This is a genomic window from Pseudomonas sp. C9, from assembly GCF_002000165.1.
Lineage (GTDB): Bacteria > Pseudomonadota > Gammaproteobacteria > Pseudomonadales > Pseudomonadaceae > Aquipseudomonas.
Map to the genome: position 1 here is coordinate 5,379,651 of NZ_MPAK01000001.1, position 16,895 is coordinate 5,396,545.

The 16,895-nt window shown below is 58.7% G+C and carries 14 protein-coding genes and 1 pseudogene; 6 read left to right on the top strand and 9 right to left on the bottom strand.

The window, feature by feature from the left end:
* Positions 1-66: 66 nt before the first annotated feature.
* From preA to hydA, 3 genes are all read right to left on the bottom strand, one after another.
* On the bottom strand, positions 67-1,341 hold the full coding sequence (preA, locus tag BMS17_RS25225; RefSeq protein ID WP_077432028.1) for an NAD-dependent dihydropyrimidine dehydrogenase subunit PreA: 1,275 nt from the start codon (positions 1,339-1,341) through the stop codon (positions 67-69).
* Entirely contained in the window at positions 1,342-2,709 is a 1,368-nt protein-coding gene (locus BMS17_RS25230) for an NAD(P)-dependent oxidoreductase (RefSeq protein ID WP_046031408.1), read from the bottom strand.
* A gap of 153 nt (positions 2,710-2,862) precedes the next feature.
* A complete protein-coding gene (gene hydA, locus BMS17_RS25235; protein WP_046031407.1) occupies positions 2,863-4,302 on the bottom strand; it encodes a dihydropyrimidinase in 1,440 nt (479 codons plus the stop codon).
* Positions 4,303-4,854: 552 nt separating this feature from the next.
* Between hydA and BMS17_RS25240 the strand changes: the two genes are divergently transcribed.
* From BMS17_RS25240 to BMS17_RS25255, 5 genes and pseudogenes are all read left to right on the top strand, one after another.
* Positions 4,855-6,339 carry an NCS1 family nucleobase:cation symporter-1 gene (locus BMS17_RS25240; protein WP_046031406.1) on the top strand — a complete coding sequence of 495 codons (1,485 nt, stop codon included), beginning with the start codon at positions 4,855-4,857 and terminating at the stop codon, positions 6,337-6,339.
* A 141-nt stretch (positions 6,340-6,480) separates the two neighbouring features.
* Positions 6,481-7,764, top strand: coding sequence for a Zn-dependent hydrolase (locus BMS17_RS25245; RefSeq protein ID WP_077432029.1), 1,284 nt, complete (start codon positions 6,481-6,483; stop codon positions 7,762-7,764).
* Positions 7,765-7,800: 36 nt separating this feature from the next.
* Positions 7,801-7,881, top strand: a pseudogene (locus BMS17_RS31105) (carboxymuconolactone decarboxylase family protein); the annotation flags it as partial.
* A 75-nt stretch (positions 7,882-7,956) separates the two neighbouring features.
* Positions 7,957-9,453: a helix-turn-helix transcriptional regulator gene (locus BMS17_RS25250; protein WP_077432030.1), complete on the top strand. Its 1,497-nt coding sequence runs from the start codon at positions 7,957-7,959 to the stop codon at positions 9,451-9,453.
* 198 nt (positions 9,454-9,651) lie between these two features.
* A complete protein-coding gene (locus BMS17_RS25255; protein ID WP_046031403.1) occupies positions 9,652-9,903 on the top strand; it encodes a DUF1652 domain-containing protein in 252 nt (83 codons plus the stop codon).
* Positions 9,904-10,464: 561 nt separating this feature from the next.
* Here BMS17_RS25255 and BMS17_RS25260 read toward each other — a convergent pair.
* The gene (locus tag BMS17_RS25260; RefSeq protein ID WP_046031402.1) at positions 10,465-11,232 is read right to left on the bottom strand and encodes an SDR family oxidoreductase; all 768 of its coding nucleotides are present in this window, start codon (positions 11,230-11,232) and stop codon (positions 10,465-10,467) included.
* 44 nt (positions 11,233-11,276) lie between these two features.
* The gene (locus tag BMS17_RS25265; protein ID WP_046031401.1) at positions 11,277-12,344 is read right to left on the bottom strand and encodes a phosphotransferase family protein; all 1,068 of its coding nucleotides are present in this window, start codon (positions 12,342-12,344) and stop codon (positions 11,277-11,279) included.
* A 190-nt stretch (positions 12,345-12,534) separates the two neighbouring features.
* Between BMS17_RS25265 and BMS17_RS25270 the strand changes: the two genes are divergently transcribed.
* On the top strand, positions 12,535-12,930 hold the full coding sequence (locus BMS17_RS25270; protein ID WP_077432031.1) for a DUF4280 domain-containing protein: 396 nt from the start codon (positions 12,535-12,537) through the stop codon (positions 12,928-12,930).
* Positions 12,931-12,935: 5 nt separating this feature from the next.
* Here BMS17_RS25270 and BMS17_RS25275 read toward each other — a convergent pair whose 3' ends face one another.
* From BMS17_RS25275 to BMS17_RS25290, 4 genes are all read right to left on the bottom strand, one after another.
* The gene (locus tag BMS17_RS25275; RefSeq protein ID WP_077432221.1) at positions 12,936-13,478 is read right to left on the bottom strand and encodes a toxin-antitoxin system YwqK family antitoxin; all 543 of its coding nucleotides are present in this window, start codon (positions 13,476-13,478) and stop codon (positions 12,936-12,938) included.
* Between the two features lie 14 nt (positions 13,479-13,492).
* Positions 13,493-15,502 (bottom strand): type VI secretion system tip protein VgrG, encoded by a 2,010-nt coding sequence (tssI, locus tag BMS17_RS25280; protein WP_077432032.1) that lies wholly within the window; start codon positions 15,500-15,502, stop codon positions 13,493-13,495.
* Positions 15,503-15,573: 71 nt separating this feature from the next.
* Positions 15,574-16,173, bottom strand: a complete 600-nt coding sequence (locus tag BMS17_RS25285) for a hypothetical protein (protein WP_077432033.1) — start codon at positions 16,171-16,173, stop codon at positions 15,574-15,576.
* 100 nt (positions 16,174-16,273) lie between these two features.
* Positions 16,274-16,879: a hypothetical protein gene (locus BMS17_RS25290; protein ID WP_046031397.1), complete on the bottom strand. Its 606-nt coding sequence runs from the start codon at positions 16,877-16,879 to the stop codon at positions 16,274-16,276.
* Positions 16,880-16,895: the final 16 nt, after the last annotated feature.

Below are 16,895 nucleotides of genomic sequence, written 5' to 3' on the forward strand. Positions count from 1 at the left end.
TGAACACCACTGATCCTGTGGGAGCCGGGCTTGCCCGCGATGGCGTCAGTTCAACCACCGCCTGCTTCAAGGTGAGACATGGTACGGATTCCTCGGATCATGATTCCAATCCAGAAACGGCTTGCCCGTGTCCATCGCCACCATCTCGATGCAGTCCTGTACCGGGCAGGTGATCTGGCACAAATTGCAGCCCACACACTCCTCATCGATCACGGCATATTGATGCGTCCCGTCTGCCTGCTTCAGGCTGGCGATCGCCTGATGCGACGTGTCCTCGCACGCGATGTGGCAGCGCCCGCAACCGATACACGCCTCCTGATCGATTTTCGCGATCACCTGATAATTGATATCGAGGTACTTCCAGTCCGTGGTATTGCCCACCGCACGCCCCGTAAATTGCGAAACACTGGTGTAACCCTGACTGTCCATCCAGCGTGACAAGCCGTCCTTCATCTCCTCGACAATCCGGAAACCGTGCAGCATCGCCGCCGTGCACACCTGCACCGAGCCACTGCCCAGCGCAATGAATTCCGCCGCGTCGCGCCAACTGCCAATGCCGCCAATGCCGGAGATCGGCAGGCCTTGAGTCTGCGGATCGCGGGCGATTTCGGCGACCATGTTCAGCGCAATCGGCTTCACCGCCGAGCCGCAGTAACCGCCATGAGTGCTCTGGCTGCCCACGATCGGGTTGGCGACCATGCGCTCCAGATTGACACTGGTAATCGAGTTGATCGTATTGATCAGCGACACCGCATCTGCGCCACCGCGATGGGCCGCGCGGGCGGCGACGCGGATGTCGGTAATGTTTGGCGTGAGCTTGACGATCACCGGCAGTGAGCAATACGTCTTGCACCAGCGAGTGACCTGTTCGACGTACTCCGGCACCTGGCCGACCGCCGCACCCATGCCACGTTCCGGCATACCGTGGGGGCAACCGAAATTCAGTTCGATGCCATCGGCGCCGGTGGCCTCCACCAGCGGCAGAATGTGTTTCCAGGACTCTTCGACACAGGGCACCATCAGCGACACGATCAGCGCGCGGTCGGGCCAGTCCTTTTTGACTTGGGTGATTTCCCGCAGGTTGATCTCCAGCGAACGGTCGGTGATCAACTCAATGTTGTTGAAACCCACCACCTCACGGTTGGCGCCGAAGTGCGCCGAATAGCGCGACGATACGTTGACCGCCGCCGGGTCTTCACCCAGGGTCTTCCAGACCACGCCACCCCAGCCAGCTTCGAAGGCGCGGACCACGTTGTAGGCCTTGTCGGTGGGTGGCGCGGAGGCCAGCCAGAACGGATTGGGGGCTTTGATGCCGGCAAAGACAATCGAGAGATCGGCCATTTACGCAGCCTCCACATTGAGCTTGAGTTGAGCGTTGATCGCCTCGGCGGCACGCTTGCCGTGCTGCACGGCTTGCACGGTGAGGTCCTGATCGAGGCTGGTGCAGTCGCCACCGGCATACACGCTGGGGATGCTGGTGCGCAGGTGTTCGTCCACTTCGATGCGCTCACCCTGACGCTTGAGTTCGCGGGCCAGCGGGTCGGCCAGGGCGCTGCCGTCAAAGGCCTGGCCGATGGCTTTGAAGATGGCGTCGGCGGCCAGTTCGAAGGTTTGTCCGGTGGTGTGCAGGCGACCGTCTACCAAATGGGTGCGGGCGAAGCGCATGCCGCGCACGTTGCCTTGATCATCGAGCAACACTTCTTCCGGTTGGGCCCACGTCAGCAAGCGCACCTGATTGGCTTTGGCGATGTCCTGTTCGTGACCGGTAGCGCCCATGTCTTCAACGCCACGGCGGTACACCAGGTTCACATCGTGAGCGCCCAGACGCGCCATTTGCACGGCCATGTCGATGGCGGTGTTGCCGGCGCCGAGGACGATGCAATGATCCGCCAGCGGCAGTTGAGTCAGGTCATCGGCCTGGCGCAGTTCACGAATGTAATCGGTGGCAGCGAGCAGACCGGGCGCCTCTTCGTGGGGCAGGCCAAGTTGTTTGCTGGCGTTCAGGCCAAGGCCGAGAAACACTGCATCGAATTGCTGATGCAGTTCGCTCAAGGTCAGGTTATCGCCGAGTTTTTGCCCGTGGCGAATCTCGATTCCGCCGATCTGCAACAGAAAATCCAGCTCCTTCTGTGCATAATCGTCCACCAGTTTGTACTTGGCGATTCCGTACTCGTTGAGGCCACCGGCCTTTTCCCGGGCTTCGAAGATCACCACGTCATGGCCATGCATCGCGCTGCGGTGGGCGCAGGACAAACCGGCCGGGCCGGCACCGACCACGGCAATGCGTTTGCCGGTGGCGGCAGCGCGCTGGAAGGGATGTTCGCTGAAGTGCGCGTTGTCGACCGCGTAGCGTTGCAGCAGGCCGATCAGCACTGGAGCGCATTCATGGTCGTTGTTGCGCACGCAGGCTTGCTGACAGAGGATTTCGGTGGGGCATACCCGGGCGCAACTGCCACCGAGGATGTTCGCCGAGAGGATTTTTTGCGCCGCGCCCTGAACGTTTTCCTGATGGATGTTGCGGATGAACGACGGAATATCGATTTCGCTCGGGCAGGCGTTCACGCACGGCGCGTCGTAGCAATACAGGCAACGCGAGGCTTCCAGATGCGCCTGGCGATCGTTGAGTGGCGGCGCCAGGTCGGTGAAATGACCGGCGAGGGCGGCCGCATTCTCATAGGGATGCGGGAGGTGGTTCAGGGTCTTGATCACGGTATTGGCCTCACGGTGATGGAGGTGCTGCCTCTGGTGGGCATTGTTTTTGTGTTGTCAGGGCTGACGCCATCGCGGGCAAGCCCGCTCCCACAGTTGAAATGCGTTCCCTTGTAGGAGTCGGGCTTGCCCGCGATAGGCCGAAGGCCGCTCTCAGCGTTTCACAGCAGCTGGCTTATTCAACTCAGCCCGCTTGCTCAGCAATTCAAACACCGCCGGATACGCCGGCCGTTCGACATACCGCCCCGCACCGCGCTCGGCGCGCAAATCGCCATCGGCCCAGACCACACGGCCCTGGCTGACGGTGTGGCTCGGCACACCGCGCACGGTCTTGCCTTCGAAGATGTTGAAGTCGACCTGCTGGTGGTGCGTCTTGGCTGAAATCGTCCGCGTACCTTGCGGGTCCCACAGCACCAGGTCCGCATCCGCGCCGACCCGAATCGCGCCTTTGCGTGGGTAGAGGTTGAAGATCTTCGCGGTATTGGTGGAGGTCAGCGCGACGAAATGCTGCATCGACAGACGTCCGGTGTTCACCCCTTCATCCCAGAGCACGGCCATGCGGTCTTCGATGCCGGCGGTGCCGTTGGGGATTTTGCTGAAATCGTCGCGCCCGGCGGCTTTTTGCTCGGCGCAGAAGCAGCAGTGGTCGGTCGCGGTGGTGTGCAGGTTGCCCGATTGCAGGCCGTGCCACAGAGCCTCTTGATGACCGCGAGGACGGAAGGGGGGACTCATCACGTAACCGGCGGCGGTTTGCCAATCCGGGTGTTGATAGACGCTGTCGTCCAGCAACAGATGCCCGGCGAGCACTTCGCCGTAGACTGGCTGGCCTTTGCTGCGGGCGTAGGTGATTTCGTCGAGGGCTTCTTTGGTCGAGACATGCACCAGGTACAGCGGCGTGCCCAGGGTCTCGGCGATACGGATCGCCCGGCTGGCCGCTTCACCTTCAACCTGCGAAGGCCGTGACAGGGGGTGCGCTTCAGGGCCGGTGATGCCCTGGGCCATCAACTTGCGTTGCAGGTGATAAACCAGCTCGCCGTTTTCGGCATGCACGGTGGGCACCGCGCCGAGTTCCAGGCAACGTTCGAAACTCGCCACCAGCGTATCGTCGGCGGCCATGATCGCATTCTTGTACGCCATGAAATGCTTGAAGCTGTTGACGCCATGATGGTTAACCAGCTCAGCCATGTCCTCGCGCACCTGTTCGCTCCACCAGGTGATCGCCACATGGAAACCGTAATCCGACGCTGACTTTTCAGCCCAGCCGCGCCACTGGTGAAACGCCTCCATCAGCGATTGCTGCGGATTGGGAATCACGAAGTCAATGATCGACGTGGTGCCACCGGCCAGTCCTGCCGCCGTGCCACTGAAAAAGTCTTCACTGGCCACGGTACCCATGAAGGGCAGTTGCATGTGCGTGTGCGGATCGATGCCGCCGGGCATCAAGTACTGGCCGCTGCCGTCGAGCACTTCGGCACCCGCCGGAACGTCAAGATTGTCGCCGATGGCTTTAATCACGCCGTCGGCGCAATAGACGTCGGCGCGATAACTTTCATCATGGGTAATAACGGTGGCGCCACGGATCAACAGAGACATTCCGAGTTCCTCGCAGGCAATGACCGGCTTGGGCCGGTTCTAACTGTTTTATATAAATCGGCGTCAACAGGTGTATTCCTGTCAACGCTGTCAAGAATTGAAGCTAGTCTGAGTTTATGAATTCAGCAAGAATATTTTTTATAAGCTTATAGCTATTTCAAGTCATTGATTAATAAAGATTAAATGTGTAAATCACCAAAATGGTGAGGCTGCTCACCAATTTGACGCACTTGACAGGATGGGAAAATGGTCAAGATTTTCTATGTGAAATCAACTGTTTGAGCAGGGTCTATGATTGATGCGCCTCGGTTGAAAAAAAAGCGGTGCACCCGTTTGAGGCCTGACGCTTCGGACAACTTGCCTGGCATTCGGCCTGAGTGAACTGGCAAGTCACCGAGGACTCAACGGGTATATAAATAAAACTAATAAATATCAGTTGGTTGCAAGGTTTTATGGAACTGCCCGATGCGCAATCGGGGACGTTCGGCATGCTTATTGATGCCATCCGCCCTTGATGAGCAAAAAAATAATTCAAAGAACAGTGGAGCGGCCATGCAACAGATCAGATCGCAAGTGACCGAGCGCGACGGCTTGTACGAGCTCGAAGCCGGCAGTGACGTCCTCGACAGTCTCCGTTATAACCACGACATCGCCCCGACCAAGGTGGCCGAACGAACCTGGAACAAATGGCACATCACCGCGTTGTGGGTCGGCATGGCGATTTGTGTGCCCACTTACACCCTTGGCGGTGTGCTGACTGCCTACTTCGGCCTGAGCGTCGGTGAAGCGCTGTTGGCGATTCTGTTTGCCAACATCATCGTGTTGATTCCCCTGACCCTGAACGCCTTTGCCGGCACCAAGTACGGCATTCCGTTTCCGGTGCTGCTGCGTTCGTCCTTTGGCGTCCTCGGTTCCAACATTCCCTGTCTGATCCGTGCCGTGGTGGCGTGCGGCTGGTTTGGTATCCAGACGATGTTCGGCGGCCTGGCGATTCACCTGTTCCTCGGTTCGGTGTTCGAGGGCTGGAAGTCGTTGGGTGGCACCGGCGAGGTCATCGGCTTCATGGTGTTCTGGGCGTTGAACCTGTGGGTCGTGATCCGTGGCGCCGAGTCGATCAAGTGGCTGGAAACACTGTCTGCGCCGCTGCTGGTCGCGGTGGGCGTGGGGTTGCTGGTGTGGGCGATGCCGAATGTCTCAATGACCGAATTGCTGGCGATTCCGGCCAAGCGTCCTGAAGGCGCTGGCGTGGCCAGTTACTTCGCCGCCGGGCTGACCGCCATGGTCGGATTCTGGGCCACGCTGTCGCTGAACATTCCTGACTTCAGCCGCTATGCGAAAAGCCAGAAGGACCAGATTGTCGGGCAGATCATCGGCCTGCCGCTGACCATGTTCCTGTTCGCCTCCCTTGGCGTGGTCATGACCGCGGCGTCGGTGAAACTGGTCGGTGTGACGGTTTCCGACCCGGTCACGTTGATCGGCCATATCCAGAGCCCGTTCTGGGTGGCGATTGCCATGGCGCTGATCATCATCGCCACGCTGTCCACCAACACCGCCGCCAACATCGTTTCGCCCACCAATGACTTCCAGAACATCGCGCCCAAACTGATCAATCGCACCACGGCGGTGCTGCTGACCGGCCTGGTGGGGCTGGCGCTGATGGCCCATGAACTGCTGAAAAAACTCGGCTTGATCGTCTCGGACCTCAGCCTGGAAACCGTTTACTCCAACTGGTTGCTCGGTTATTCCAGCCTGCTCGGGCCGATCGCCGGGATCATGGTGGTGGACTATTTCCTGATCAAGAAACAGCAACTGGACCTGGCCGGGCTCTATCGCGATGACGTGTATCCGGCCTGGAACTGGTTCGGCTTTATCGCCTTCGGTGTGCCGGTGGCGTTGACGCTGCTGTCGTTGGGCAGCGATGCGTTCAGCTGGTTTTACAGCTACGGCTGGTTCACCGGGTCGGCGCTGGGCGGGTTGATTTATTACGGGTTGTGCTCGTTTCGGCCTGACCCGTCCGTAGCGAAATCTGCGGTGTGACGGATGGCCTCTTCGCAGGCAAGCCCGCTCCCACAGGGGAATGCATTCCAAATGTGGGAGCGGGCTTGCCCGCGAAGACGGCCTCACCGACACCAATGAAACGTCTGAAGAAACCTATAACAACTGCCTGAGGAGATCACCATGAACGCTGCCGTAGACGTTCTGCAATCCACCCATCAGCACATCAACCGCGACCGCTTGTGGGCCTCACTCATGGAGCTCGCCAAACTCGGCGCCACGGTCAAGGGCGGCGTCTGTCGCCTGGCCCTGACTGACCTCGACCGTCAGGCCCGGGACATCTTCGTCAACTGGTGTGAAGACGCCGGCTGCACCGTCAGCATCGATGCCGTGGGTAACATCTTCGCCCGCCGTCCGGGGCGCAATCCGAACCTGCCACCGGTCATGACCGGCAGCCATATCGACACCCAGCCTACCGGCGGCAAGTTCGATGGCTGCTTCGGCGTCCTGGCCGGCGTCGAAGTGCTGCGCACCCTCAATGACCTGAAGATTGAAACCGAAGCGCCGCTGGAAGTGGTGGTCTGGACCAACGAAGAAGGTTCGCGCTTCGCGCCCTGCATGATGGGTTCTGGCGTCTTCGCCGAAAAATTCACCCTCGAAGAAACCCTGGCCAAAGTCGACGCCGAAGGCATCAGCGTCGGCGAAGCGCTGAACGCTATCGGTTACGCAGGCCCGCGCAAGGTCAGTGGCCACGCGGTGGGCGCCTATTTTGAAGCCCACATCGAGCAAGGCCCGATCCTTGAAGACGAACACAAAACCATCGGTGTGGTGATGGGCGCGCTCGGCCAGAAATGGTTCGACCTCAAACTGCGTGGCGTCGAAGCCCACGCCGGCCCGACGCCGATGCACTTGCGCAAGGACGCCCTGGTCGGCGCCGCGGTGATCGTCGGTGCACTCAACCGCGCAGCCCTCAGCCATCAGCCTCACGCCTGCGGCACCGTCGGCTGCCTGCAAGCCTATCCCGGCTCACGCAACGTCATCCCCGGCGAAGTGCGTATGACCCTCGACTTCCGCCATCTGGAACCGGCACGCCTGGACTCGATGATCGCCGAAGTTCGTGAGGTGATCGAAAGCACTTGCAAGGCACATGGCCTGACCTTCGAACTCACCCCGACCGCCGACTTCCCGCCGCTGTACTTCGACAAAGGCTGCGTCGAAGCGGTACGCGGCGCCGCGCAAGGGTTGGGCTTATCGCACATGGACATCGTCAGCGGGGCAGGGCACGACGCGATCTTCCTCGCCGAACTGGGCCCGGCCGGCATGATCTTCGTGCCGTGCGAAGGCGGCATCAGCCACAACGAAATCGAAAACGCCTCGCCGGACGATCTGGCGGCCGGGTGTGCGGTGTTGCTGCGGGCGATGCTGGCGGCCTCGGCGGCGATTGCCAAGGGGGAATTGGCGGCCTGAAACGCCTGACGTGCGCTGAGAAAACACAGCGCACGCCGCTTGATCGTCTGGCGTCATGTCTGTGATTTCAGTGCTGCAAAGTGCGCCGCGCTGGCCTGGACCGAAGCTATGGCCGTACACAGGTACTTCGCACGATCCCAGCCCTGTGCGGTCGTAATCTTCACAAAGCGCCGTTGAGCGTGTGGAGATCCGATGAGCCAGGACGTCCTGAGTACCGAGACCAATCGTCGCCAGTTGCAGCAGATCATTGCCGGCTTGACCGACGGCGTGATTCTGCTGGAGCCAGACCAGAGCCTTCTCTGGGCCAATGACGCTGCGCTGGCCATGCACGGTATCGGGCAGATCAGCGAACTGGGTGCCAATGCCCGTGAGTACGCCAAACGCTTCATCTTGCGCTATCGCAACAATCACCCGGTGCCGAAGGAAAACTACCCGATCAACCGTGTCGCCCGGGGTGAAACCTTCAGCGATGTGCTGGTGGAAGTAACGCCGTCCGACGATGAAGAACGCACCTGGGTGCACAACGTGCGCAGCATGGTGCTGGCCGACAGCGCCGGTGAACCGCAATCGCTGGTGTTGATCATCAACGACGTCACCGAGTGGGCCGGCGCCGAGCGGCGTTTCGAAAAAACGTTCAATGCCAACCCGGCTCCGGCCGTGATCTGTCGCCTCAGCGATTTGCGTTACATCAAGGTCAACAGCGGCTTTTTGGATATGACCGGTTTTGCCCGCGATCAGGTCATCGGCGCGTCGGCCTATGAATTGGATGTGCTGGAGGGCGCGGAAAACCGAAACCTGGCGATTGAGCGTTTGCGTGACCACACCACGATTCCGCAAATGCAGGCCCAGTTGCGATTGCCTGACGGCGGCAGCAAGCAGGTGATCGTCGCCGGGCAGCCGCTGGAGTTGAACGAAGAAGCGTGCATGCTGTTTTCGTTCGTCGACATAGAGCCTCGGCACAAGGCCGAAATTGCCCTGCGCCAGAGCGAGGAACGTTTCGCCAAGGCTTTTCGCCTGACGCCCGTGCCGACGTTGGTGTGCAGCGCCGAGGATCAGCGAGTGCTCGACGCCAACGAAGCGTTTTATGTGACCTTCGCCTATCCCCGCGAAGAAGTGCTCGGCAAGACCGTGGAGCAACTTGAGTTCTTCGACGACTCGGGCATTGGCACACGCTTGTTTTCGACGCTTGAGAACGCAGGGAGTCTGGACCGGGTCGACGTGAAAATCCGCAAGAAAGATGCCGGGTTGATTGATTGCGCAGTCTCGGCCGACACCGTGAACATTCAGGGCAGCCCTTGCTACCTGCTGGTATTGATGAACATCACTGAGCGTAAACGCACGGAACTCGAACTGGTCACGGCGATCGAGGAGGTGATGAAAGACGCCTCCTGGTTCAGCCGCACGCTGATTGAAAAACTGGCCAACGTGAAAAACGTCAACTCACCCCGGGTCCCTGGCGCGTCTTTCACCGACCTGACAGCCCGGGAACGCGATGTACTCGGCCTGATCTGCGAAGGGCTGGCTGACAAGGAAATCGCCGCACGCTTGAAACTGGCACCCAACACAGTGCGCAATCACGTCGCGACGGTGTATTCCAAGCTGGATGTTCACAGTCGCAGCGAGGCGATTGTCTGGGCACGCGAGCGGGGTTTGTTTTCCATCGAGTGGCGGCCCAAGGGCCAGCGCTAGAGTGCAAATGCACTAGTGGAGACAGTGCAAATTCATGTATTGGCGCACGCCTCTCTTTTTTAGGCTGTCAGGGTGCGAAACGGATTTTCAGCCGTTGTCGCATCCACTGCGTAACAGCTTAAGGAACCGCCCCATGTTTCGCCCTTTCAACAGCGTTTCAGTCGATAAACGTGCCCGTCAGCCAGCAGGTGAATCTTGATGATTTATCTGACGCAATTGCGCGATCAACTGGAGCGGCACTTTTCTCCCCGAGCCTGCGAATGCAGTGTGTCAGGCGACAACTCGGTGACGGTCAAGCTGTATCACCCAGCGTCGGGGCAGGTCGATCTGGTGGTCAGCGGGTTGAAGGTCACGAACCTCAGTTCGCCGCAAGCGGTGGCGTCATTGATTGAAGAACTGCGTTATGAGTTGGAGAGCAATGGTTTGCATCAACCCGGCGAGAATGCTTAGAAACTGTCGTTTTTTGCGGTGAAAATGAGGCTAAGTGCCTTAATTACTGGCATTGGCCGGTGACTGGACTATAAGAAATGCGAGGGTAAAATTTTCTGTGACCGGTCCGCGGCTTCGCGGTGTTTTTGTCGTGTCGCGGAAAACGTCGATTACTTACCGCAGGTCAGCCTATGAACAGTCTTGGAAAACGTGCTTTTTCGCCGCTGTCGCTCGCTTTCTGCGTAGCGATCCTCAGTGGTTGCTCCAGTCCGCCACCTCCACCACCTCCGCTACCCCCGGTAGAACGCCACTGCGAAACCATCGACAAGACCGAAGTGTTGGGTGATGCGAGAGCGGATGGGGAAGTGAAGCGGATGACCACGACCACGCGTTGCATTACCCAATAACCCGCGTTAACTGCCCATTGTCAGTCAAGACACAAAACCTGTGGGAGCGAGCTTGCTCGCGATGAGGGAGTCACATTCAGCATTGATGCTGACTGATCCACCGTCATCGCGAGCAAGCTCGGCTCCCACAGGGTTGGTGGTGTGCCAGCCCTTAACAGGTTGCTGACGAATCGAATCAGGACAGGAACCCGCCGTCCACATTCAGCGAAACCCCAGTGGTGTAGCTCGACGCATCGCTCGCCAGGTACAACACGGCACCGGCCATCTCGCTTGGGTCCGCCACACGCTTGAGTGGAATTTGTGCCAGTGCGGTTTTCAGGATCGCATCGTTCTTGACCAGTGCCGAAGCGAACTTGGTGTCGGTCAGGCCTGGCAGCAGGGCATTGCAGCGGATGCCGAATTGCGCGCATTCCTTGGCGAACACTTTGGTCATGTTGATCACGGCCGCCTTGGTCACCGAGTAGATGCCCTGGAAGATGCCGGGCGAAACGCCGTTGATCGAGGCGACGTTGATGATGCTGCCGCCACCGTTTTCGCGCATCAGCTTGCCGGCTTCCACCGACATGAAGAAGTAGCCGCGGATGTTGACGTCGACGGTTTTCTGGAAGGCGCTGAGGTCGGTGTCCAGGACGTTGCAGAACTGTGGGTTGGTTGCCGCATTGTTGACCAGAATGTCGAGGCGGCCGAACTGTTCCTTGATGCCGGCGAAGACCTGGCTGATCTGTTCCATCTCACCAATATGGCAAGCCACGGCGGTGGCTTTGCCGCCGGCGGCGATGATCGCGTCGGCGACGTGCTGGCAACCGTCGAGCTTGCGGCTCGAGACGATGACGTGGGCGCCTTGCTGGGCCAGGAGCTTGGCGATGGCTTCACCGATACCGCGGCTGGCGCCGGAGACGAATGCGATCTTGCCGTCGAGGTCGAACAACTGAGTCTTGGACATGGGATTCTCTTATGAAAAGTCTTGTTATTGGGCCAGGAGCGTAATCAAAGGCTGGATTTCTGGATGACTTGCAGGCTCATTTGCTCCAGCAGTTTGTTCATGTGAATGAACTGCGAGAAGCGTTTGTCCTGGGTCTGACCATGGAAGAAACGGTAGTAGATCTGCTGCACGATGCCGGCCAGGCGGAACAGGCCATAGGTGTAGTAGAAGTCGAAATTATCAATCTGAATGCCTGCGCGCTCAGCGTAGTAGTCGACGAATTCACGGCGGGTCAGCATGCCCGGTGCGTGACTCGGTTGGCGGCGCATCAGTTGCACCGGTGCCGGGTCGTCAGCCTGAATCCAGTAGGCGAGGGTGTTGCCCAGATCCATCAGCGGGTCGCCCAGGGTTGTGAGTTCCCAGTCGAGCACACCGATGATTTGCATCGGGTTTTGCGGGTCGAGGATCACGTTGTCGAAGCGATAGTCGTTGTGGACGATGCTTGAAGTCGGGTGATCGGCCGGCATCTTGTCGTTGAGCCAGGCTTTGACCGTTTCCCACTGTGGAGCATCTGGCGTCAGGGCTTTCTCGTAGCGGTCGCTCCAGCCTTTGATTTGCCGTGCGACATACCCTTCGGGTTTGCCAAGGTCACCCAGGCCGTAGGCGTTGTAGTCAACGCGGTGCAGTTCAACGAACTTGTCGATGAAGCTTTTGCACAAGGCTTCGGTTTTCGCCGAATCCAGGCCCAGTTCCGGTGGCAGTTCGGAGCGCAGGATGATCCCGTTGACCCGTTCCATCACATAGAACTCGGCGCCGATCACCGATTCGTCGGTGCAGTGCACGTAAGCCTTGGGGCAGTACGGGAAGCCATCGCGCAGTTGATTGAGGATGCGAAATTCGCGGCCCATGTCGTGAGCGGATTTGGCTTTGTGGCCAAACGGCGGCCGGCGCAGGACGAATTCCTGTTCCGGGTATTCCAGCAAGTAAGTGAGGTTCGACGCGCCGCCCGGAAACTGGCTGATCTGTGGCAAACCACTGAGGCCCGGAATGTGCGCCTTGAGATACGGATCGATCAGGCTGGCATCGAGTTCTTCGCCAGAGCGGATACGGGTGGACTGGTCAGTAAGCGCCATGCTTATCCCTTCTGCTTATTTTGGAGGCCAGACATCATTGGCTAATCTAATGGTGCGCCGGGGGAGCCACAAGTGCGGCACGGTCTTATAGGTTAGCGTGTTGCAGGATAATCAGCGTTCCTGATGTGCGGGAACAGGGACGGCGGGCTATGGTTCAGGGGGTACGGTGCTTCCAGGAAGGAGCGTTGAAATGACCTGTCCGCAAGTCTGTGCCACCGCAACCCTGCAATGCAGTTTCGGCGCGGCACCCGCCGTGCTCAATGTGTTGCCGGTAAATCGCACCCTGACCGCTGGCCTGCCAGCGGCGAATATCATGGACCACATCCCGTTGGTGAATGTCATGCCGTTTGGCATGTGCACGAGCCTGGCCAACCCGATGGTCGCGGCGGCCACTGCGGCGGCACTTGGGGTGCTGACGCCAATGCCCTGCATCCCGGCCACCGCCAGCCCGTGGATCCCCGGCGGTGCGCCAACCGTCCTGCTGGGCAATATGCCGGCGCTCGACGCCAACAGCACCTTGATGTGCAACTGGGCCGGTGTGATCAAAATCGTCATGCCGGGGCAGATGCAGATGCTCATTCCCTGAGTCAGCTACGCCTGCTCCGGATCCGTCCAACGCCGAAACCACCAGCGCACCCGCGAAATCGGTTTGCCCTCGGCATCCAGCGGTCGCCCGTCACTGGCAAAACCCTGCTCCGGTTCAACCAGTTGCCCATTGAGGTAACGCGCATCAACCGCTGGTTTACCATTGGGATGAAAGCGCTGATAGCGCCCCTCGCGTACACCTTCGCGGTAAAACTCTGACTCGGCGATCTGCCCGTCGGGGAAGTAATTAGTCGCCTCACCCTGCAACAAACCCCGGCGGTAGCTGGCCTTGCGCTGCAGCCAGCCTTCAGGCGCATAAAAACTGGCAATGCCCTGCAATTTATCCTGAACATAAGGCAACTGCGCCGATACCTTGCCGTTGGGGTGATACAGCACGCTGAGGCCTTGGAGTTCACCCTGGCTGTAATTCAGATCAGCCTGTGGCCGACCGTTTTCCTTGATGTGCAGCGGGCCCTCCAGTCGATCATCGATCAGGCGCCCGTCCATGTGGCTGTCACCACGCTGCAAGTTCACTTTGCTGGATGTCATCGTCATCTGTCTCCTCAGTTGACTTTCACCAGCCCGCCCTTGAGGGTCAGCATGCCACCGCCGTCCACAGTCTGCTCGGCCCCGCCCTTGTTCATCAGACTGACCCCCGCATCGTTGGTCAGCGTGGTGCCGGCTTTGTTGGTCAGCGACGTCCCTGCCTGATTGGTCAGGGCGGTGCCGGCTTTGTGCGTGACGGATGTACTGGCTTCAGCCGCCAAGTCCGCGCCACTCTTCATCGAAAAAGTGCCGCCACTTTCCAGGGTCAGGGTGCCGGTCACTTTGATGGTCAGATTGCCGTCGACCGTCAGGCTGTAATTGCCCGTGACCTGGTGCTCGTAGTTGCCGCCGGTGCTGTGAGTCTGGTCGGCGCCGACCTTCACCGTGCGGCTGTCCTTCACGTCGAGCGTGTCGCTGCCGGTCTGGATCGTCACGCTGCGTTTGCCTTTCTCCAACGTCACGGTTTCGTCACCGTCCTTTACCGTGCGCGTGCGAGCGTTCTGCACCGTCAGTGTTTCGTCATGGCCGACGGTGGCGGTGGTGTCATTGAGCACATTGATCTTGAAATCCTTTTGCGCCTGCAAGAACACCTCTTCGGCGTCTTTCTTGTCCTCAAAGCGCAATTCGTTGAAACCGCCGCCGCCCTTGGATGATTGAGTCTTGATCCCGGACTGGGTCTGATTCGCCGGCAAGGCATAGGGTAGGGCGTTGTCACCGTTGTAGACGCAACCGGTCACCAGCGGCCGATCCGGATCGCCATCGATAAACGTCACGATCACTTCCTGGCCGATACGCGGGACGAACTGCATGCCGAAACCCTTGCCACTCCAGGGCAGCACGACCCGAACCCAGCACGAACTGGTTTCATCGTTCTTGCCGTCGCGATCCCAGGGGAATTGCAACTTGATGCGGCCATATTGATCGGTCCAGATTTCTTCACCGGCCTTGCCGACGACGAGGGCGGTCTGAGGGTGCATGCGGGGTTTGGGTGTCGTGCGTTGCGGGCGGAACGGTGTGGCCTTGGGGATCGCTTCGAAGCGATTCTGGTAGTTTTCGTGACTGGCTTCATGAGTGACTGCCGTCACCACCCAATCGATATTCAGCGTCGAGTCATCATGACCGGCGAGGGTGAACCAGTGCCCTGGCACCAGCCAGCGACAGTCACTCTCGCCGACAAAACGTTTCTCCTGACTGCGCAGCCCGTCGACTCGCTGCTTGGTCAACGTATCGCCCCGAGCCTTGGCGTTGTAGCCACCGGGATGCTCGTACACCGAGCGCGGCCCCGCGATGGCTTCAGCCTGGCTGTAGAGCGACGTGGTCGGCGTCGTGAACTCGTAATCTGTTGCACGATAAACGCCGGCTACGGCTTGCATGCACACCTGGCCGGAGCGAATGCCGTGCAGTTCGCGCTCGCCCATTTGCTGGCCGAGGTAGTTGATCTTCGGTCCGTTGGGGATCGGCGGGAATGCGTCGTTGCTGTCACCCAGCACCAGCGTGTGCTTGCCGTCTTCGTGGGTGAAAAACCAGAAGATCCCTTCTTCTTCCAGCAACCGCGAAACGAAGGCGAAATCCGTTTCGCCGTACTGCACGCAGTACTCGCGAGGGGTGTAACTGCCGGTGAGTTTCAGCACGAAGTCGGTGAAACCGTGAGCCTTGAAAATCGAGGTGACGATGTCTGAGGTGCTGAGGTTCTGGAACACGCGGTTGTTGCTGGCCAGCGTAAGCCACCAGAGCCATGGCCGCAGTACAAGCTGATAACGCTCCGCGGTGGCGTCGGCGGGGAGTTGCCGAATTTCGGCGACCAGTGCGTCGAACGCGCGACTTTGTGCGTCGTTGTGCAGGGTGGTGGTGACATGTGTGGCGACCGCAGAAGCCAGGGGCAGGGCGGAACCGTCGTTGAGGCCGTTGAGGGTTTGCGAGCCGAGCGAGTTGAGCGCTTCTTTGCCTGACAGCGACTCAGGATAAAGCGCCGACAGCGAGGTGGCGGTGAGGGAGAGAGTGGTGTTGCTGTCGGTGGTGCGTGGCATTGAACGCCTCAGCAGTGATCAATTACTTGGATAACCGGCACCGCCAGCAAAGTGTCTTCGATATTAATTATCTAGAGGCCTGTGACGTCGTATCCCTTTGAGATCAGGATGGTTTTTAAGTGGCCGGGGAACTCCTGGATTGCGGTCACTGCTACTTTGTAATAACTGTCATCGCCTTTTCCCGTTCGACTCCAATCGACCTTGTGGGTGACCTGGTTATTAAAAAAAATAATACTGATGGCCCTGAATTTATCTTTGGTGCCATGGCTTCCCATCTCGTTAATGTTTTTACCTACTTCAAACAGGAAGTTTTTAGTGTGTGCAACGCCGGGCTGGTCGGCAATTTTGGTTGTGGTGGCCGTTCTTGAGCAGGCACCTCCTTCGTCGTAGTAGGGGTTTTTTTTGTCGCTGGCTTCTCTCGGTACTACGTCAACATCCCAGTCGAGTGCGTCAGGTTTGAAATAGCCTTTGATGTCGGTGACATAGTTATCTACTTGAGGGCCTTCCAGCCATTTCATGGTTCTGGACTTGAATTGAATCATCTTGCCGTTGGGGGACTTGATGGTGAATACAATTCCGTTGGTCAACGCCTGACTAAAACTTTGACCTATCGCCGATATATCTTCGTCAACGTCGACTCTCAATTGGGCATCGTCAAATTTCATAGGCATACGTTTGACCTCCATGAATTAATTGCTGTCCATGCCGCGGAGTTTTTCACTGGCGACACTCAGCGGCGAGTGCAGTCGTATCCGGGTTGGATCGGGTTGATTAAATGGGTGACTCGTTATAGCCACCTGGACTGGTCTGGGGATTGGAGCGTTGTTGCCACTCAATGAATGATTCGCCATACACGTCGAGTGACTCAAACAGGTGGCCAACGCCAAATGCTCCTGGCGGGTTCGCCACGCCTGACAAGATGGCGGTTATTGTTGGCTTCAATGCTCCGCCCAGCAGATTGACCCTGGCAGCGAATATTGTGACCCGACGAGGGAGGAAGGACATGGAGGCATAAAACCGCTGATATTCACGTTCGACCCAACGCAGCGCCCTGCATGTCATGAAGTAGATTCTTTCGGGATTCAACATGCTTAAAGCATCTATCAAATCTTGTGAATGCACGCATTGGGCGGGAGGAGTCGTCATGGGGTGGCCAGCTCTCAGAGGAACTTTTATTCCCGCATTTCCATGCCCCATCCAGAACACCAGGTTGGGACCAGGGTAGGTCATGGTCACGGTGCGTATGTGATGGAGTGTGGCTGGTGATATCCGGCTACCAACGAACAGAACATTGATCAGAACGGCCCCGGTACCCGCAAACAGCGCCGGAGCACGGCCGCCTTGATCATCCGAATTGTGCAACACGATAACTGCCATGATCCTGAAACTCCTT